The following is a 19,835-nucleotide window of genomic DNA, read 5'->3' as shown; positions in this document are numbered from 1 at the left end:
ATCGGGAACGTGGCCGTCGCCCGCACCGCACGCCGCGTCCAAGGGCGTGTCGCGGAGATCAAACCACGGAGTCCGAGAACAGACGAGAGTTCGTGGGACAGGACACCAATTCCCAGCCCGCGGCGGGGTCGGGCGCTCGACAGCCAGGAATATATTCCCACCCTACGGTCGCGATAGTTGTTGAACACTCCCCTTCGGCCGCCTCAAACGGACGCTCGTATTCCCTCAACCCGCAAAGAATCGCGCGAAGCCCTTGCTCGTGACCCGCGCCAGGGTCGCGCGGTAGTCGTCATAGTGCGCACCGCCGGCGACGATCCGTCCGAACGCGGCGTCGGTCACGCGGCGCAGCGGGATGAAGGCGATCGGGGCCGCCGCCGGGGTCAGATGACTGCCCTGCCCGGCCTGCAAGGTGGTCAGCATGCCGTACATCTCGCCGCCGATCGCGGGACGACCGAGGATGACGAGCCTAAACTGGCCCTGCTCGTTGGTGACGAGGTAGGTGTGGCCCGACTGGTTGGACAGCGACACCGCCCCCTTTTGGGTAAAGTCGGCGTCCTCCCGCGCCGCCTCGCGGAACGCCAGGCTGGACGAAGTCTCGTCCCAGGCGATCATGGTGCGGTAAGCGTAGACCGCCTTGGGGTCTTCGAACGACGGGCGGAGAGTGAGATACTCGCCCTCCAGCCAGGCGACGGCGGTTCGCGAATAGGCCCCAAGGGCTTCGGGCGCCAGACCCGGCGGCGGCGGCGGCGCGGTCGCTCGGATCGGGACGCGCAGGGACGCGCCCAGCGCCTCCTCCAGCCTGATCGTCGTGGCCAGGGTGAAGGGCCGGCGGCCGGCCAGGGCCTTCTCGAGGGTCGAGATACTGATCCTCGCCAGATCCGCCAAGGCCTGGCGCGACAGGCGCCGACGCGCCAGTTCCTCGCGCACCCGCACGGCGATGGCCTGGCTGAGTTCGGTCGAGAGGTCGGCTTCCGCCGCGGCCAAGGTCATCGCGTCAGGTCCTGACGAATCCGCACATTTCCGCACACTGCGGCACGCCGCCGGACCCTGCAAGACGTCGACCGGACGATCTGCACGGCTTCCGCATGAACTATGCAGATCATGAGGCTCGCGGCCGGCGCCCGGTGTGAAGACAAGAGAGATCTCTCGCTTTCGAGATGAGGAGATCTTCCCATGCCCGCTTCCGACGTCGGCGCGCCCCGTGGTCCGTCCCGGCCCCGCGTCACCGCCCTGGCCGCCCTCGCCCTGCACCGCGGCGCGGCCGGATTGATGCTGGTGCTGGCCGTGCTGGCCGCCCTGGTGTTCTGCCGGGAGAGCTTCGCCGCCGAGCCCGGCGACGTGACCTCCGGCGCCCTGTTGATGCGCGCCCGCGACGCCAAGACGGGGGATGGCGACCAGGTGGTCGAGGCCGTGCGGCTGGGAACCGACATCGACATGACGGTCAGCGGCCTGACCGTGCGCACCCGTGTCACCCAGGCCTTTCGCAACGACACCGGCCATTGGGTCGAGGCGGTCTATGTCTATCCCCTGCCCGACGACGGCGGGGTCGACACCCTGAAGATGGTGGTCGGCAACAAGGTCATCGTCGGCGAGATCAAGAAGAAAGCCGAGGCCCAGGCGATCTACGACGCGGCCAAGGCCCAGGGCAGGAGGGCCGCCCTGGTCGAGCAGGGCCGTCCCAACATGTTCACCAACTCGGTCGCCAATGTCGGCCCCGGCGAGACGGTGCTGGTGCAGATCGAATACCAGGCGCCCGTCGCGGTCTCGGCCGGCGGCTATTCGCTGCGCGTCCCGCTGGTCGTGGCGCCGCGCTACACTTCGCCCGACGCGCCGACCGCTCCCGACGCCGCGGCGCCGATCGTCGATCCGCGGGTCCACGGCAAGATCAATCCGGTGACCATCACCGTCCATCTGCGGGCCGGCTTCCCCTTGGTCGGCGTCTCCAGCGCCACCCACGTCCTGGACGTGCGCGACGAGCGCGGCGGCAAGCGGATCACCCTGGCCAAGGGCAAGGTTCCGGCCGACCGCGACTTCGTCCTGACCTGGCGCGCCGCGCCGCTGGCCGCCCCGGCCGTCGGCCTTTTCCACGAGAAGGTGGCCGGCGAAGACTATGTCCTGGCCCAGCTGACTCCGCCTATCGTCGCCCGCGCGACCGCGCCCGCGCCTCGCGACATCGTCTTCGTGATCGACAATTCCGGCTCGATGGGCGGGGAATCGATGCAACAGGCCAAGGCCAGCCTGGACTACGGCCTGGCGCACCTGAAGCCGGGCGATCGCTTCAACGTCGTGCGTTTCGACGACACCGTCACGGTGCTGTTCCCTGGAACCGTCCCAGCCGACGCCGCCCACCTGGCCAAGGCTCAGAAATATGTCGCTGGCCTCGACGCGGATGGCGGCACCGAGATGATCCCGGCCATGGCCGCCGCCCTCCAGGACGATCATGCCGGCGAGACCGGCCGGGTCCGCCAGGTGGTGTTCCTGACCGACGGCGCGATCGGCGACGAGCAGGGCCTGTTCGACACCATCAGCGCCAATCGCGGCCGCTCGCGGGTGTTCATGGTCGGCATCGGCTCGGCGCCCAACACCTATCTGATGAGCCGCGCCGCCGAGCTGGGCCGGGGAACCTTCACCCACATCGGCTCGACCGACGCGGTCGAGGAGGCCATGCGCCAGCTGTTCGACAAGCTGGAAAGCCCGGTGGCGACCAACCTGACCGCGGTGTTCGAAGGAACCGAGGCCGACCTGGCCCCGGCCGTCCTGCCCGACCTCTACCGCAGCGAGTCCATCACCGTGGCCGCCCGGGTCAGCGCTATGAAAGGCGTCCTGCGGATCAGCGGCATGATCGACGGCAAGCCGTGGGAGACCCGGATCTCGTTGAAGGACGCCGAGGCCGGCAAGGGGATCTCCAAGCTGTGGGCGCGCCGCAAGGTCACCGACGCCGAGGTGGCCCGCAGCCTGGCCCAGATCAGCGAGGAGGAGGCCGACGCCCGGGTGCTGAAACTGGGCCTGGACCACCAACTGGTGACCAGCCAGACCAGCCTGGTGGCGGTCGACAAGACGCCGTCGCGCCCCGCCGACGCGCCGCTGACCCGCGCCGACCTGCCGCTGAACCTGCCGGCCGGCTGGGACTTCGACGTCCTGTTCGGCGGCGCTCGCCACCCGGGCGCGGACGGTCAGGCCGAAGCGGACGCCGACCAGCAGATCGCTGGCCTCGACCTGCCGCAGACCGCCACCGACGGCCCAATGCTGGTCATGATCGGCCTGGGTCTGCTGGTTCTGGGCGGCTTGCTGGGAGCCGGCGGCTGGGTCCTGTCCGATCGAAGGAAGACGGCGTGATCCCGGTTCGCGTCATCCAGGGAGCCGCCCGCCGGCGGCTCCCGCTTCTGGCCCCGGCGGCCTTGGTCGCGGCCGTGGGGCTGGCGCTCTGCGGCCAGGGGCTGTGGATCCCGGCCAAGGCCGCCCTGGCCCAGGTGCTGCTGGAGCGGGCCTTCGCCCGGTCCGTCGCCACCGGCCGGCCGGTAAAGCCCTGGCCCTGGGCCGACACCTGGCCGGTGGCCAGGATCACCTTCCCCCGCCTGCATCGCAGCGTGGTCGTGCTGGACGGGGCCAGCGGCCAGGCCCTGGCCTTCGGTCCCGGCCACGTGGCGGGCACGCCGGACGCCGGCGACCGGGGCACGGCGGTCTACGCCGCCCACCGCGACACCCATTTCGCCCTGTTGGGCCAGGTGAGGCCCGGCGACGAGTTCGAGGTGACCCGCATCGACGGCCGCCATATCCGCTTCAGGATGGTCGCCGCCCGGGTCGTGCGCTGGGACGCCTCCGGGGTGGATCCTCACGCCCCCGGCCGCGCCCTGGCCCTGGCCACCTGCTGGCCCCTGGACGCCAAGACCCACGGTCCGCTGCGCTACCTCGTCTGGGCCAGGCCGACGCCTTAGACTCGACGCCCCATGGCCCGGGCGTTTCGTGAACAGTGAGCGCCGCACGCCCCGCGCTCTTCGGCCCTGTTCGCAGCACTGCGGCCTGAGCCTGGTCGTGGGAGGGTCACGTCGTGCCCTTCACCTCGTAAGCGCGAAGGAAGACATCGACCGCCGCCTCGGCTGCATCGACCAAATCCCCCTCGGCGACCGACGCCACGGCGCCCTCCGTGAGTCTTTGAACGGGCCCGGCCTCGCACAGGGCGAGGAAGTGCGCCACCGCTCGCCACGGATCGGTCGGCCGCATGCGCCCCTCATCCATGGCGCGGCTGAAATCGGCCGCCATGCGCGTCCAGCCGCGCTTTGGACCATTCTCGAAGAAGAGCTTGCCGAGATTGGACTTGGCTCCTTCGGCATAGATGATCCGGCGGAAAGCGACGATCTCCGGATCGCTGATGAAGCGCAGATACTGGCTCGCGAACTCCCCCAGGCCGGTGGGAAGATCGCGATTGTCGTGGAAGCGGTCGAACAGCGGATCGATCATCGTCGCGCCCTTCTCCAGCATCACCGCGACGAGCAGGTCCTCCTTGGAGGCGAAGTAGCTGTAGAGCGTCTGCTTGGATCCCCCGACCCGGGCCGCGACCTCGGACATGCTGGCGGCCACATAGCCGCGCTCGAGGAACACGCCTTTGGCGGCCTCCAGAATGGCCAGTCGTTTCTCTTCGGTCCTGACCCGCATGCGGCGTTCTCGACCTCCTCGATCTTTTCTAGACCAACCCGTACACTTTTTGCTTGACGGCGTCATGCGGAAATATAAATGGACCATACGGTACGGTTTGAGAAAGACCCTTGCATGCACTCCTCCGCCTCCCCACGCGCCCTGATCGCGTGCCTCCTGTCGGCCAGTTGCCTTTGCGCCTGCGCCGCCGTTCCGAAACTTCCGCCCGCCCAGGCGATCAAGACGCCACAGGCCTACGCCGTCGAAACCAGCCTGGCCGCCCCGGCCGCCGACTGGCCCTCCGACCGCTGGTGGACCGCCTATGGCGACCCGCAGTTGGACGCGCTGATCGACGAGGCGCTGAGCGATTCGCCCGACCTCGCCGCCGCCCAGGCGCGCGTCGCCAAGGCCCAGGCCCTGGCGGGCCAGGCCAGGGCCGCCACCCTGCCCAGCGTGACGGCCAACGGCTCCTACGCCTCGGTCAAGCAGAGCTACAACAACGGCGTCCCGCCCGCCTTCGTGCCGCAGGGCTACAATGATAGCGGCCGGGTCAGCCTTGACTTCGCCTACGAGTTCGATTTCTTCGGCAAGAACCGCGCGGCCCTGGCGGCGGCGACCTCGGACGCCCAGGCCGCCCAGGCCGATGCGGCGCAGGCGCGCCTGACCCTGTCGACCAATGTCGCGACCGCCTATGCGGATCTCGCCCAGCAGTTCGCCGACCGCGACGCGGCCCAGGACGCGGTCCGCACCCGCGAACAGACCGCCCAGCTGACCGCCGACCGCCGCGACAACGGCCTGGAGAACCAGGGCGCGTCCGAGCAGGCCAAGGCCAATCTGGCCGCGGCCCGCGCCAGCCTGGCGGCGGCCGACGAGGCGCTGGGCCTGACCCGCAACCGCCTGGCGGCGCTGCTCGGCGCGGGACCCGACCGCGGCCTGGCGATCGAACGTCCGAAGGTCGGGGTTCTGAAGGCCTTCGGCCTTCCCGCCAACCTCAAGGCCGACCTGATCGGCCGGCGCCCCGACATAATCGCCGCCCGCCTGCGGGCCCAGGCCGGCGTCCAGCGTATCCGCCAGGCCAAGGCCCAGTTCTATCCGGACATCGACCTGTCGGCCTATCTTGGCCAGCAGGCGCTGGGCCTGGACCTGCTGACCAAGGCCGGCTCGCGCATCGGATCCATCGGCCCCGCCGTGAGCCTGCCGATCTTCCAGGGCGGCGCCCTGCGCGCCAACTATCGGGGGGCGGCGGCCGACTACGACGCCGCGGTGGCCAGCTACAACGGAACCCTGACCCAGGCGCTGCAGGACGTGGCCGACGCCGCCGTCAGCGCCCGCGCCCTGGACGCCCGCCTGTCGGAAAGCCGCAAGGCCTACGAGGCGTCCCGCAACGCCCACGACATCGCCCTGCAGCGCTATCGGGGCGGCCTGTCGACCTATCTCGAGGTGCTCACCGCCGAGGACGCGATGATCACCAACCAGCGGACGGTCGCCGACCTCGAAGCCCGCGCCTTCACCCTCGACGTGGCGCTGGTGCGCGCCCTCGGCGGCGGCTTCCACGCCGCCTGATCCCATCCCCTTCCCCCGGAGCCCTCCCATGTTTGACTCTCAAGACCCGCCCGAGACCCAGGCCCCCGCCGAGCTCGACACCAACGCCAAGGGCAAGCGAAAGGCCCTTTTCGCCGGCCTCGCCGCCGTCGTCCTGCTCGCCGCGGCGGGCTACGGCGCCTACTACGCCCTGGTCGGCTCGCATCATGTCGAGACCGACAACGCCTATGTCGGCGCCTATGTCGCCCAGGTCACCCCGCTGGTCGGGGGGCCCGTGCGCAGCATCGCGGTGAATGACACCCAGGCGGTCAGGCAAGGCCAGGTGCTGGTCGTACTCGACGACACCGACGCCCGCATCGCCCTGGCCTCGGCCCAGGCCGCCCTGGCCAGCGCCCAGCGCAAGGTGCGCGGTTACCTGGCCACCGACCAGAGCCTGTCGGCCCAGATCGCCGCCCGCGACGCCGATCAGGCTCGCGCCGCCGCGACCCTGGCCTCGGCCCGATCCGATCTCGACCGCGCCCGCGTCGACCTGGACCGCCGCAAGACCCTGGCCGTCACCGGCGCGGTGTCGGGCGACGAGCTGACCCGCGCCCAGAACGCCTTCGCCAACGCCCAGGCCGCCTACGACTCGGCCAAGGCCGCTCAGGTCCAGGCCGCAGCCAACCGCGCCGCGGCCGTCGGCTCCCTGGCCGCGAGCACGGTGCTGACCGACGGAACCAGCGTCGACACCAATCCCGAGGTCGCCGCGGCGCGCGCAAGGGTCGACCAGGCCTCGGTGGACCTGGCCAGAACCGTTATCCGCGCCCCGATCGACGGGGTCGTGACCCGTCGCAACGTCCAGGTCGGCCAGAGAGTCGCCGCTGGGGCGGCCCTGATGCAGGTCGTTCCCGTCCAACAGGCCTATGTCGACGCCAACTTCAAGGAAGGCCAGCTGCGCAAGGTCCGGATCGGCCAGCCGGTCGAGCTGGAAGCCGATCTCTACGGCGGTTCGGTCAAGTACCACGGCACGGTCGTGGGTCTGTCGGGCGGCACCGGCTCGGCCTTCGCCCTGATCCCGGCCCAGAACGCCACCGGCAACTGGATCAAGGTCGTCCAGCGCCTGCCCGTCCGCGTCGCCATCGCCCCCGACGACCTCAAGGCTCACCCGTTGCGCGTGGGCCTATCGATGAAGGCCACCATCGACACCGCCTCCTGATCTCGCTCCTCCGCCCCACGCACAGCCAAGGACCGCCGTCATGGCCAAGGCCCCTGTCGCCGTTTCGGCGACGCCCCCCGCACCCCTGACCGGACCGGCGATGATCTTCGCCGGCCTGATCCTGGCGGCCGCCAACTTCCTGGTGGTGCTAGACACCACCATCGCCAATGTTTCGGTGTCGAACATCTCCGGCGCCCTCGCCGTCTCGCCCAGCCAGGGCACCTGGGTGATCACCTCGTACGCCGTGGCCGAGGCCGTGGTCGTACCCCTGACCGGCTGGCTGTCCGCGCGCTTCGGCGCGGTGAAGGTCTTCGTGGCCGGCATGATCGGGTTTGGTCTCTTCTCCTTCCTCTGCGGCCTGGCTCCGTCCCTGAGCCTGCTGGTGCTGTTCCGGGTGCTGCAGGGCGCTTGCGGCGGGCCGTTGATGCCGCTGTCCCAGACCCTGCTGTTGCGCGTCTTCCCCAAGAAATACGCCGCGGCCGCCACGGGCCTGTGGGCCATGACCACCCTGGTCGCGCCCATCCTCGGGCCGATCCTGGGCGGGACTCTCTGCGACAATGTCGGCTGGGCCTTCATCTTCTGGATCAACGTGCCGGTGGCGGCGATCTGCAGCTGGTTCGCCTGGCGGCTGCTGCGCAACCACGAGACCCCCCTGGCCAGGGCCCGCGTCGACCTGGTGGGCCTGGGCCTGCTGGTCGTTTGGGTCGGCGCCCTGCAGGTCATGCTGGACCTGGGCAAGGAGCACGACTGGTTCGCCTCGCCGATGATCACGGGCCTGGCCATCGTGGCGGCGATCGGTTTCGTGGCGTTCCTGATCTGGGAACTGACCGACGCCAATCCGATCGTCGACCTGCGCGTCTTCCGCCACCGCGGCTTCACCGCCAGCGTCATCACCCTCAGCGCGGCGTTCGGAGCCTTCTTCGGCATCAACGTCCTGACCCCGCTCTGGCTACAGCAGAACATGGGCTACACGGCCACCTGGGCCGGCTATGTCTCGGCGCTGCTGGGGGTGACGGCGGTGATGGTCGCGCCACTGGCGGCGGGTCTGTCGACCAAGGTCGACCCACGACGGCTGGTGTTCATCGGCCTGATCTGGATGGGCATGATCGCCTACATGCGCAGCCTGGCCAATTCGGACATGGGCTTTTTCGATATCGGCCACTGGTTGCTGCTCATGGGCTTTGGCATGCCGTTCTTCTTCGTGCCGCTGACCGGCCTGGCCTTGGCCAGTGTCAACGAGCCGGAAACCGCCAGCGCAGCGGGCCTGATGAACTTCTGTCGCACGCTGTCGGGCGCCATCGCGACATCGATGGTCACCACGGTGTGGGCCGACAGCGCCAGCCGCAACCGCAGCGAACTGTCCGGCCTGCTGAACGGCGCGCAGGACACGATGGACCAGATGACCGCCAGCGGCCTGTCGCCCGACCAGGCGCGGGGCAACCTGGAACAACTGGTGCAGGGCCAGGGCGTGATGCTGGCCACCAATCAGGTGTTCCTGGCGATGGCCGCCCTGTTCATCATCGCCGCCTTCATCATCTGGCTGGCGCCGCGTCCCACGCGCGTCGCCGACACGTCCGCGGCGCACTAGAGGCCGTCGGGTTCAGGCGGAACCGTCTGAACCCGACAAATGGACTATAGATCAAAGCCTTACAGCGCGCCTGGTGGGCAAAAGCCGCTCATGCCTCCCCCAAAGGCGCTCCAGCCGCTTCCCCTTCCAAGCGTTTCCACAAGGACATCGATTGTGAAAACCAACCCCAAGACATCCAGCCCGGCGCAGCGCCCGGCGCCCGACCGCCTGATCGACGCCGCGACGGAACTCTTCTACCAGCACGGCTTCCGAGCGATCGGGGTCGACGACATCGCCGCCCGGAGCGGCGTCACCAAGACGACCCTGTACCGATATTTCGAGTCCAAGGACGACCTGGCCGCCGCGTGTCTGACCCGATTGGCCCTCGAGGACCTGGACGAGCTTATGATCATCGCCCAGCGACTTCCCGACGACCCGATGGGGCAGATCCGCGCGATCATGACGGCGGCCGCCGCCAAGGTGGCTCATCCCGGCTATCGCGGATGGCTCCTGTCCAACCTCGAGGCCGAGATCAGCGACCAGGACCATCCCATCCGCCGGGTCGGCAAACTCTACAAGACCCGCCTTCGCGATCATCTGGTCGAGACGGCCAGACGGGCCGGTTTTGGCGAGCCCGCCTCGCTCGCCGACGGCCTGTTGCTTTTGATCGAAGGCGTCGGCGCCAGTTCGCACAGTCTCGGCGCGATCGGCCCGGCCGCCAATCTGACGCTGAACAGCGAGCTGTTGATGCGGGGACACCGCGCCGTGGCGAACGCCGCCTAACCCCAGACCCGACCGGGGCCGCAGGACCGCCGTCGCCGGTCGCGGGCTGGTCTCGACGACGCGCGGCGCGATAGGCGCCATCGTGCTAAAGCGGACTTTCGACATGGTCGTTTCCGCCCTGGCGCTGGTCCTGGCCTCGTCGTCGATGGCGGTGACGGCGCCCGTCTCCTTGTGTGCCGGCGTTGGCGGGAAGGTTCATCGCCGCCGCGAAATTCCCCGTTCAGCACCCATCCCGCGCCGTGACCACGGCGTTGCCCTTCACGACGACGGTGCGGCCGTAGCAACCGAGCGCGCTGTCCTCGAGCCGATAGTGCTGAACCGACGATCCCGAAGCGTTCTGGAACCGCCGGGCGGCGCGGTTGAACTGGCCGTGCGCGGTAGGGGTCACGCGATTGCGGAGCACACGGGTCCAGACCCGACCGTCCGCGGCGACCTCGCGCTCGGTCCGGGCCAGGGTCAGGTCGACGGCGGCGGTCTGCTCGGTCCCGTCCGCCGTCACCGTCTCCCGGGTCACGGTGGTCAATGGATAGGACGAGGTTTCCCGGCGCGTCGTGGTCCCCGACGCGTCGGTGCGCCGCGTGTCGACCCGCAGGCGCGTCGACTGCCGCATGCGTCCGATCTGGACCTTGTCGTTGGACACGTAGTCCTGGCGGTTCGAGAACGACATGGCGTAGCGCACGCTGGTCTCGACGTCCCCGTGGGAGGTGTGGAGGACGCCCGCCACCTCGCCGTTCTGCGCCAGGCGGGTGTCGATCCGGCCGTTCAGGCCCTTCTCGCTCGCCCGCACGCGGCGCGTGTTGGTGGTCTCGCGCGGCGCCGCCAGGGTGTTGCGCAACAGCCGGCCCCGGGTCGAACTCGATCCGGGGTCGCGCCAGGCCAGCAGGCTAGCGGTGACCAGATAGTAGTTGCGCACCCCTGGAACTGCGACCTCGATGCGATGGGGCCGGCCATCGTTCACCACGCCGGCGAAGGGCGTCAGGTCGATCCGCGACGGCGTGAAGTTCAAGGTCTCCGGCGCCGGGACCGGGAACCACAGGTACGGATTGATCCCGCCCGTGAAGATCCAGGGAAACAGGGAGGCCAGGCCGGCGCGCTGGCCGTCGACGAAGACCTCAACCTGCCGGAAGGCGCCGCCCCCGCAACGACCCTCCTTGTCCGAAGCCAGCGCATCGGGAACGCAGTCGTACCAGAACTCGTCGTCCGCCTGCCCCTGGGCGATGACATCCAGGGCCAGGCGCTCGACATTGGCCGGGAGCAACACGGTCTGCGCCAGGCGGTCCTGGTCCTTGGTGAGCTTGGCGAGGCCGACGGAGATCGGCTGCACCACCTGAGGCGTGGCCCTCGCCGGCGCCGAGGCCGAGGCGGGATAGAACAGCAGGCGCGCGCTCGCGGTCAGACGCCCGGTGTAGGTCTCGTTGACGACATTGGCGATCAGCACTTCGCCGGCGCCCGGCTGAGCCAGCAGGGCGGCGTAGTCGGTGACGTCACGCTCCACATGCCAGGCCGGAGCGATGGCTTTTCGCGGCTCCATGGTGGTGCCGTAGTAAAGGTTCACGCCGGCCAGGTGGATGATGGCGGTTCGGTCGAACTGCCGGCCGGCGGTGACGTCGAAATCGGCCTCCAGCACGACCTTGGCCCAGGGGCCGCGGCAGGCCGCGGGCGGGGTATAGACGAAGGCGACCGGCTCCACGCCCTCGAACTGCCTTGGGGCGAACAACGGCGCGACGCAGGTTTCGCCCGGCGGCCGCGGAACGCGCGGCTCGACGTCGGCCACCGTATTGGTCCCGGGGGCGGGCGACGGCGGCGCGGCGAACCCGGCGGGAACTTGCGCCCTGGCGGCGGTCATGGGCGCGGCCAGGGCGAGCGCGAGGGCCAGAGCGGGGATCAAGGATCGACGACGCGTCATGTCAGGACTCGAAAAAGGGAAGGAAGAGGGCCGGAGGCTAGAAACCCAGGCTGAAGGCCAGATGCAGGTCGCGCCCCAGCGGATCGTAGGTCCCGGTGTAGGTATTGGGATTGTTGGTGGTGCCATCCACGAAGGTCGACGGAACGACCGGCGGGGTCAGGTCGAACAGGTTGTTGGCCACCAGGCGGACGGTCAGGCCGGGGCGCAGCCGCATCGAGATCCCAAGATCGAAATAGTCGTAGGGTTCGAGCCGGGTGAACGGCCGATAGGTGTAGGGCGTCGCCCCCGCGCTGATCGTGGGATCGGCGCTGTTGGCGGCCAGCCGCGTCGGGCCGATGTGGCGCCAGTTGAGGGACAGGACCGCCTCGCGCCAGGGCAGCCGCCAGGTCGCGCCGAGGTTATGGCGCCAGAGCGGTTGGGGCGCGTAGCATTGGGGCGGTCCGAAATAGCCGGCGCAGTTGCGCACCGGATCGTCCGGCGCGTTCTGGCCGCCGGTGGTGATCAGCCTCACCCCCGTCAGGTCGAGGCCAAGCCGCCCGAACGCCCCCAGCGACAGGTCGTAGCTGGCCTGGACGTCCACGCCCTCGTTGACCAGCAAGGCGGTGTTCTGGGCGCCGGTGGCGATGTATCCGCCCGTGGCCGGACTGCCGAACAAGGCGCCCGTCTCGGCGGCCCGATGAACGAACCGGCAATAGTAATCCTGGCCCGTGCTCAGACAATTCTGGAACACGCTGTCGGCCAGGATCGGCCCGATATACCCCTTCACCGCGATCCGGTAGTAGTCGGCCGAAACGCTGAGGCCCGGCAGAGCTCGGGGCGTATAGACCAGGCCAATCGTCCGGGTCCTGGCGTTCTCGGGATGCAGGTCCCTGTTCCCGTTGCCGCCATAGGTCTGGCACAGCTGGTCGGGACAGTCGGGGATCCGGCCATATTGGGCGGCGGTCACGCCGGTGCGCTGGCAGGCGATGAGACTCGCCGCGGGTGACGAACCCGAACAGGGATCCGACAGGCCGATCACGCCATAGGTCGAGCCGGTGTAGAGTTCGGAGATGTTCGGCGCCCGCGCGGCCTTGTTGAGGCTGGCGCGGACCAGCCAGTCCCGCGTGGGCTGATACTGCAGCTCGTATTTCCGGGTCGCCAGAAAGTCATCGCCGGTATTGTACTTGGAATATCGAACGCCCGCATTGACCTCCAGCCGTTCGATCCCCGGGCGCCCCTCGGCGATCGGCCCCTGCAGTTCGCCGTAGACCTCCTGGACGGACTGCCGGCCACGCAGCGGCGGGCTCAGCTGTTCGAACGCCAGCGCCGCGGCGTCGATCTTCTGCTTGAGGGAGTCCGCGCGATATTCGACGCCGAGCGCCACGGCCAGGCCGCGGCCGGCCCACGGGCTCTTGACGCCATAACCCGTCAGGTCCCCCGACAGGTTGGCGACCAGGTCAGTCTGGCCATAGTGGTTGGCCCAGACATAGTCGCGGTAGGCGTAGGCGAAGAAGCGTGGATCGAGACCGTTCTGCCGGAAGATGTCGGCCGGGACGCAGGCGGGATCGAGGCCGCTGAGCCTGGCGGCGCAGGTGGGGACCCCGTCGACCGACACGACATTCAGGGCGTTGTTGAGCCGAACCGGATCGATCTCGTTGCTGTCGGACAGCGATGCGAAAACCACCGAGCGGATCGCCGTCACGTCGTAGCGCCAGTGGTCGAACACCTCGCCGCCCAGGCCCAGGCTGATCCGGTAGTCCTGGTTGATCGCCTCCGCGCGCAGCGGGCGACTGCCCAGGCTGCTCATGATCGCGGTATATCGGGTGGAGACCAACTGGCTCGAGCCGGCCGCCGGACCGCACAGCACACCGACCTGGCTGGCCGATAGAAACGGGTTCGCGCAGTTGATCTGGAAGCCCCCCGCCGGGACGTCCGCCGTGTTGATGTAGGGGTAGAACTGACTGTAGGTCGCGTCCTTCATATAGAGCAGGCTGGCGTGGACCCGCGCGGCCTCGGAGATTTTGAAATTCAAGAAGGCGCCCGCCGAGCGGCGCTCGTCGGACCGCATGAAATTGAAGCTCTCACGCGTGTTGGCCGCGTAGAGGTCGCCATCGGCTTCCGGCGCGAACACGCCGTCCGCGCCGGTATAAAAGACCTGCCCCGCCGAGGGACCGGTGATCGGCTGGAAACGGCCATGGTGGGTATAGAGCGTGCTGAGGGCGCAGGACGGCGCGCCGCTGTCTTCGGCCGCGACGATCCGGCAAGCGGAGAAGTCCCGATCCTTCCACTGGACCGGATCCTGGCTGCGGTAGGCGCCGAAAAGGGCGACCTCGCCGCGGCCCGCGGCGAAACGAGTCCCCGCCACGAGAGCCAGATCCTTGCGGACGCCGTCGGTCACGCGCCAGGCCGGGATCCTCACATTGGGCAAGCCGGCGGCCAGGCCGCGAACCGCCATGTCGTCGTTGGCGTGCTGATAGACGCTGTAGCCGCCATCGATCCGGACCCCTTCGAAATCGCGGTCCAGCACGAAGTTGACGACTCCGGCCACCGCGTCCGAGCCGTAGGCGGTCGAGGCGCCGCCGGTCAGGATGTCGACGCGCCGGACCAGGGCCGCCGGTATGATGTTGAGATCGACCGCCTGCACCGGCGCCAGGCGTTCGCCGTCCAGCAGGATCAAGGTCCTCTGGTGGCCCAGGTTGCGCAGGTTGATCTGGGCCCGCCCGTCGGCGTCCGAGCCGTTGGTGAACTGCGTCGAGTCGGCGCGCGCCTCCGGCAGCCGGTTGATGGCCTCTTCCAGATTGAGCACGCCGCCCAGGCGCAGGTCCGCCTGGGACAGGGTCGTGACAGGGGCGGCGGCGGTGGTGTTGGCCCGGCGGATGCGCGTGCCCGTCACCACCAGTTCGTCCAGGGAAGCCGGCGCGGCGACCTCGAGCGACGGCGCCCGCGGAACCGCGACGGTTTCGGGCGGCGGCGAGCGAGGCCTGGACTCCAGGGCGAGCGCGTAGATCCCCGGCGCAAGCCGACGCGCTCGCAGGCCCGTGCCCTTCAACAGCAGTTCCAGTCCCTGTCCGACATCGAAGGTCCCGTTCAGGGCGTTGGTGCGCCGACCTCGCGCCGCCGCGGCGGACAGCACCAGTTGGACATCCGCCTGACGAGCGAATTCGGTCACGGCCGGTCCCGCGTCCTGGGCCTTGATCCGAAAGGTCTTCACCTCCGCCAGGGCCGGTTGGGCGAACCCCGCCCCGATCGCGATCAGGCAGGCCAGGACACGCCGTCGAGGCCCGCGCGGAGACCGCGCTCCCGACCAAGGCCGAGGCGATGGCCCGGCGCCGTCAGCGAAGTCTTCGGGACCGGATGGCCAGGTTATGACGCGCGCCTCCGGCCCAGGACGATTTCGCCGCCACGGGCCTCGACCTCGACCCCCAGGCTGGCGCCGACCGCCGCGGCGAACGCGTCCGGGCCGCCCGTGTTGAAGACGCCGTAGAGCCGCTCGTCGGCGATCCCCGGATCGGCGATGACCAGCTTGCGGTCGTTGTAGCGATTGAAGTCGGCGACCGCCTCGCTCAAGGTTTCGCCGGCCAGGTCGATCTTCCCGTAGCGCCATTCCAGCTTTCGATCGACGGCCTCGGGCGCGGCGACCGCCGGACGCACGACGGCGCTCGCGTCGACGAAGGCCCCCTGCCCGGCCCTCAGGCGCGCTGGCGCGCGGGTCGCGCCCTCGGCCCAGACCTCGACCACCCCCTCGGTGACCAGGACGTCGGCGCCGTTGGCCCGCCGCCGGACGGAGAAGGCCGTGCCGACGGCGCGCACGCGGACCGCGCCGGCCTCGACCACGAACGGCCGCCGGACGTCACGGGCGACCTGGAACCACGCCTCGCCGTCCCGCAGGCGAACGGTGCGCTGGCCCCGCTGGAAGGCCACCTCCACCGCCGAGGCGGTGTTGATCGCGACGGCCGAGCCGTCCTCGAGCGGCACGCGGCGAACCTCGCCGACGCCGGTATTGAACCGCTCCTCGCGCAGCAACAGGACACCGGCCCCGACCATCGCCGCCGCGATCGCTCCGACGGCTCCAGCCAGCAAGACGCGGCGCGACACCGGTCGCGCCGCCCCCGCGAAAGACGGCGAAGCGGTCCCGCGGGCCCGGTCCAGCAGGCTCCAGACCGACTCGGCCTTCAGGAAGGCCCCGCGACGGCGCGCGTCGCCGGCGAGCCAGGCCTCAAGCTGAGCCTCCAGTTCCGGGACGCGGCCGTCACGATCCAATCGCCAGACCCATCGGGCGGCTTCCGCCTCGATATCCTCAGCCTTTTCGCGATCGGTCATTCGTCTTTCTCATCCGGTCGCCACGCACCTCGGCGCCCTCTTCCTGGAGCGCGCGCATGATCAGGCGCATCCCCTTGACCGCCTCGTTCTCGACGGCGCTTTCGCTGATGCCCAGCCGTCGGGCGATTTCACGTTGCGGCACGCCCAGGACCTTTCGCAGCTCGAATACCCGCCGGCAGCGTTCCGGCAAAGCTTGGATCAAGGCCTGCACCCGGGACAGTTCGCGGCGAGCCGCCGTGGCCTGCTCGGGTGAAGGCTCATCTGAACAGACGGACAGCGCGTCGATTTCCGTAGCCGCCTCGATACGCACCACCTTGGCGCGACGCAGCTTGTCCGTGAGCAGATTGCGGACGACCTGAAAGAAATAGCCGTCGGGGCTCTCGATCTGGTCGACCCGCTGCAGGCCGACCAGCTTGGCGTAGGCTTCCTGCATCAGGTCGTCGATCTCGTCGGCCGGTACGCGTGCGCGACGCAGCCAAGCGCGCACCCCGGCCTCGTGCGGCATGACCTCGTTGGCCACCCATTTTACGATGTGTTCCCGATCGGACGTCACGACGCGCTTCGCCTTGAAAGGTCGAGTGGCGACCGTGCGGGCGCCGGAAACCTCGGCGTGATCTGATCGATCATCGGAATGGCCACTCTGAGCAAGCTGCGCCTACTAGGGGCGACCTGCGGCGACGGCGAGTCAAGAACGCAGTCGCCATCCCCTTTTTCTCCCCCTGCCTTCTGAAGACGCATCCGCCGTCGCCTTCGACGACGCCGGACCGCCCCCAGGAGCGACAAACCACGATTGTCGTGAAAGTCACATAATTTCGTCAACCGGCCCAAGGAACCGCGCCAGGCGTCCGTCTTGACCACTAGGGGACGCCGGGAATTCACCCGCGCCTAGGGGATAATCAAGATGGTTGGCAGATCCGATCGGTTCAAAGCGGGACTCATGGCGTCGATCGCCGTGTCGGCCCTGGCCTTCTCCCAGGCCGCTCACGCCCAGCAGAAGGAAACCACCGCGGACAAGGGCGACACCGTCGAGGCGGTCATCGTCACCGGCACGCGCATCCGCCGGCCGAACGTCCAGTCGGCCGCGCCGGTCGTGACGATGGACAAGCAGGAACTGCAGTTCCAGGGCGTGATGAACATCGAGGACGCCCTGAACCGCCTGCCGCAGGTCCGCGCCGACAACAACCAGTTCGGCGCCGGCTTCGACAATGGCGGCCAGGCCAAGGTGAACCTGCGTCGCCTGGGCAACCAGCGCACCCTGGTCCTGCTCGACGGCGAGCGCCTGCTGCCGGTCCAGGCCATCGACCTGAACATCGTGCCCGTGGCCCTGATCTCGCGCGTCGACGTCCTGTCGGGCGGCGCTTCGTCGACCTACGGCTCCGACGCCGTGGCCGGTGTCGTGAACTTCGTGCTGAACAAGAAATTCGACGGCGTGCAGGTCAACGCGTCCTACAGCTTCTTCCAGCATACCAACGACGACATGGCCATGCGGGGGCTGATCTCGCAGTATCCGAACTTCCCCGTGCCGCCCCAGCATGTGACCGATGGCGGGCGCTGGGACATCAATTTCGCGGCGGGCAAGAACTTCGCCGACGACAATGGCAACATCAGCATCTTCGCGGACTATCGCGACCAGAAGCCGGTGAAGTGGAGCGCGCGGGACTACTCGTCCTGTCGTGTCGTGGCCAGCACCACGGCGCTGACCTGCTCGGTCAACACCAGCTACACGCCCTACGGCCGCCTCGACATCGCCAGTGGTCCCAACGCCGGCAACGGCTACTTCATGAACAAGGACGGCACCCAGAGCTTCGTCTCGACGGCCAACGCCGCCGACTACGCCAGCAACACCCGCAAGGACTGGAACTTCATCCGTTCCGACAAGCGGTTCACCGGCGGCCTGTTCGCCAACTATCGCTTCAATGACGCGCTGGAAGCCTACGCCAACCTGTTGGTGATGCGCGACGTGTCGATCGAGCAGCAGTCGGGCGCCTTCGACCAAGACCTCAGCGTCAACTGCAACAACCCGTTCATGTCCGCCAGCCAGGCCCAGAGCCTGTGCGGCTCCTTGGCCGGCACGGCGTCCACGGTGGACGCCCACTACTACCTGCTGCAGCAGGGACCGGGCAGCATCCCGGTCCAGAACCGTATCGTGAACGCCGACTACCGCTTCAGCGGCGGCCTGAAGGGCGATCTGTTCGACGGCTGGCACTACGACGTCAACTTCATCGCCTCCCGCGTCGAGAACACCTTGTCCGACCGCAACGAGATCAACCCGACGCGCTTCGCCCGCGCCGTGAACGTCGTCAGCGTCGGCGGCGCGCCGACCTGCCAGTCGGTGGTCGACAAGTCCGACACCAACTGCGTCGCCGCCAACATCTTCCAGGCCGACAAGATCGACCCCAAGGTCTATCCGTACGTCTACGACAACTACCGCTGGACGAACGTCGTCGAGCAACGGGACGTGACGGCCAACATCACCGGCGACCTGGGCCAGTACGGGATCAAGAGCCCGTGGGCCAAGGAAGGCGTCGCCGTCGCCCTGGGCGCGGAATACCGCCGCGAAAGCCTGAAGGTCCTGGCCGACCAGGCCACCATCGACTACGAGGGCTGGTTCAGCACCACGGGTGGCCACTACGGCGTCAAGGAACTGTATGGCGAGGCCCAGCTGCCGATCGCCAACGACCTGCCCTTCGTCAAGAGCCTGGTGTTCAACACCGGCCTGCGGGCGTCCAAGTACGACAACCAGAAGAAGGAACTCTACACCTCCAAGGTCGAAGGCCTCTATCGCCCGGTCAGCGACCTTCTGGTGCGGTTCAGCTATAACTCCGCCGCCCGTGCGCCCAACATCTCCGAGCTCTATTCGCCGCGGAACTTCAGCTACAACGGCGTCGATCCCTGCTCCGCCACTTCGCTCAGCCAGCCCGGCGCGCCGACCGCCGCCCAGTGCGCCAACACCGGCGTGACGGCCGCGCAGTACGCCAACAAGTCCATCGCCGATTGCGGGCCCAACGGCTGCCGGCGCTACGCGGGCGGCGGCAACATCAACCTCCTGCCCGAAAAGGCGATCACCCAGACCCTGGGCCTGGTCTATACGCCGTCCTTCGTGCCTGGCCTGATGTTCTCGATCGACCACGTCGACATCAAGATCAAGGACTTCATCGGCTATATCGACGCCAATGTCGCCCTGTCGAACTGCCTGACCACCGGGCTCGAATACTACTGCCGCTTCGTCAAGCGCGACCCGACCACCGGCCGCCTGGACGGCACGTCGACGACCACCGGCTTCATCTCCGGCGGCACCGAGAACACCAACATCCTCAACTACAAGGCCAACGACATCCAGGTCGGCTACAACTTCGGAATCGGCAAGTACGGCCGCATGGACCTGAACATGGTCGGCACGCTGCTGATCGACAGCATGGGCCAGGACTCGCCGACGACGCCGGCTTCGGACTGCGCCGGCTACTACGGCCAACCGACCTGCTACGCGCCCGCGCCGAAATGGGCCCACAACCTGCGGGCCACCTGGAGCACGCCGTGGCGCAACAGCAATGTCTCGCTGAACTGGCGCTATATCGGCTCGACCGACCTGACCGCCAACAGCACCGACAACGCCATCAACGGCGGCGGCGGCCCAGCCGGCTACAAAATCCTGACCAAGATGAAAGCCTACAGCTACTTCGACTTGGCCGGGTCGGTGATGGTGGTCAAGGACATGACGGCGCGGATCGCCATCACCAACCTGTTCGACAAGTCACCGCCCGTCGTGCCCTCGAACTTCGTCGACGGGACCAGCAACAACCCCAACACCTACACCGGTCTCTATGATCCGCTGGGCCGGGCGGTGAACATCAGCCTGCAGTACAACTTCTAATTCCAACCCAGGCGGGCCGCGACGACGCGGCCCGCGCTCC

13 protein-coding genes are annotated in these 19,835 nt (G+C 68.6%); 7 read left to right on the top strand and 6 right to left on the bottom strand.

What is annotated here, in order from left to right; translation table 11 throughout:
- Nucleotides 1-225: 225 nt before the first annotated feature.
- Entirely contained in the window at nucleotides 226-990 is a 765-nt protein-coding gene (locus tag AC07NX_RS03990) for a helix-turn-helix domain-containing protein (protein WP_494639344.1), read from the bottom strand.
- Between the two features lie 183 nt (nucleotides 991-1,173).
- On the opposite strand from AC07NX_RS03990, the gene AC07NX_RS03985 reads away from it, so the two are divergent.
- Both AC07NX_RS03985 and AC07NX_RS03980 read left to right on the top strand, forming a co-directional pair.
- Complete coding sequence (locus tag AC07NX_RS03985) at nucleotides 1,174-3,336, top strand: marine proteobacterial sortase target protein (RefSeq protein ID WP_494639342.1); 2,163 nt, start codon at nucleotides 1,174-1,176, stop codon at nucleotides 3,334-3,336.
- Nucleotides 3,333-3,935: a class GN sortase gene (locus AC07NX_RS03980; protein WP_494639340.1), complete on the top strand. Its 603-nt coding sequence runs from the start codon at nucleotides 3,333-3,335 to the stop codon at nucleotides 3,933-3,935. Before AC07NX_RS03985 ends, AC07NX_RS03980 begins: the two co-directional genes overlap by 4 nt.
- Nucleotides 3,936-4,041: 106 nt before the next feature.
- Here the strand turns inward: AC07NX_RS03980 and AC07NX_RS03975 are convergent, their stop codons facing one another.
- Nucleotides 4,042-4,653 (bottom strand): TetR/AcrR family transcriptional regulator, encoded by a 612-nt coding sequence (locus tag AC07NX_RS03975; RefSeq protein ID WP_494639338.1) that lies wholly within the window; start codon nucleotides 4,651-4,653, stop codon nucleotides 4,042-4,044.
- Between the two features lie 114 nt (nucleotides 4,654-4,767).
- Here AC07NX_RS03975 and AC07NX_RS03970 point away from each other — a divergent pair, with 114 nt between their 5' ends.
- The 4 genes from AC07NX_RS03970 (at nucleotide 4,768) to AC07NX_RS03955 (ending at nucleotide 9,719) form a co-directional block, all read left to right on the top strand.
- Entirely contained in the window at nucleotides 4,768-6,195 is a 1,428-nt protein-coding gene (locus AC07NX_RS03970; RefSeq protein ID WP_494639336.1) for an efflux transporter outer membrane subunit, read from the top strand.
- A gap of 28 nt (nucleotides 6,196-6,223) precedes the next feature.
- Nucleotides 6,224-7,369, top strand: a complete 1,146-nt coding sequence (locus tag AC07NX_RS03965; protein WP_494639334.1) for an HlyD family secretion protein — start codon at nucleotides 6,224-6,226, stop codon at nucleotides 7,367-7,369.
- Between the two features lie 40 nt (nucleotides 7,370-7,409).
- Nucleotides 7,410-8,957, top strand: coding sequence for a DHA2 family efflux MFS transporter permease subunit (locus AC07NX_RS03960; protein WP_494639332.1), 1,548 nt, complete (start codon nucleotides 7,410-7,412; stop codon nucleotides 8,955-8,957).
- 153 nt (nucleotides 8,958-9,110) lie between these two features.
- A complete protein-coding gene (locus tag AC07NX_RS03955) occupies nucleotides 9,111-9,719 on the top strand; it encodes a TetR/AcrR family transcriptional regulator (RefSeq protein ID WP_494639330.1) in 609 nt (202 codons plus the stop codon).
- A 220-nt stretch (nucleotides 9,720-9,939) separates the two neighbouring features.
- Here the strand turns inward: AC07NX_RS03955 and AC07NX_RS03950 are convergent, their stop codons facing one another.
- The 4 genes from AC07NX_RS03950 to AC07NX_RS03935 form a co-directional block, all read right to left on the bottom strand.
- Nucleotides 9,940-11,625 carry a peptide-N4-asparagine amidase gene (locus AC07NX_RS03950; RefSeq protein WP_494639328.1) on the bottom strand — a complete coding sequence of 562 codons (1,686 nt, stop codon included), beginning with the start codon at nucleotides 11,623-11,625 and terminating at the stop codon, nucleotides 9,940-9,942.
- Nucleotides 11,626-11,662: 37 nt separating this feature from the next.
- Nucleotides 11,663-14,773 carry a TonB-dependent receptor gene (locus AC07NX_RS03945; protein ID WP_494639326.1) on the bottom strand — a complete coding sequence of 1,037 codons (3,111 nt, stop codon included), beginning with the start codon at nucleotides 14,771-14,773 and terminating at the stop codon, nucleotides 11,663-11,665.
- A 194-nt stretch (nucleotides 14,774-14,967) separates the two neighbouring features.
- Nucleotides 14,968-15,924, bottom strand: a complete 957-nt coding sequence (locus AC07NX_RS03940; protein ID WP_494639324.1) for a FecR family protein — start codon at nucleotides 15,922-15,924, stop codon at nucleotides 14,968-14,970.
- Nucleotides 15,902-16,477, bottom strand: a complete 576-nt coding sequence (locus AC07NX_RS03935; RefSeq protein ID WP_494639322.1) for an RNA polymerase sigma factor — start codon at nucleotides 16,475-16,477, stop codon at nucleotides 15,902-15,904. The genes AC07NX_RS03940 and AC07NX_RS03935 overlap by 23 nt, the downstream gene beginning before the upstream one ends.
- A 384-nt stretch (nucleotides 16,478-16,861) precedes the next feature.
- On the opposite strand from AC07NX_RS03935, the gene AC07NX_RS03930 reads away from it, so the two are divergent.
- Entirely contained in the window at nucleotides 16,862-19,795 is a 2,934-nt protein-coding gene (locus AC07NX_RS03930) for a TonB-dependent receptor domain-containing protein (protein WP_494639320.1), read from the top strand.
- Nucleotides 19,796-19,835: the final 40 nt, after the last annotated feature.

Source organism: Caulobacter sp. GW821-FHT09A05 (genome assembly GCF_059418465.1).
This window is presented reverse-complemented; position numbering and strand designations above follow the sequence as displayed.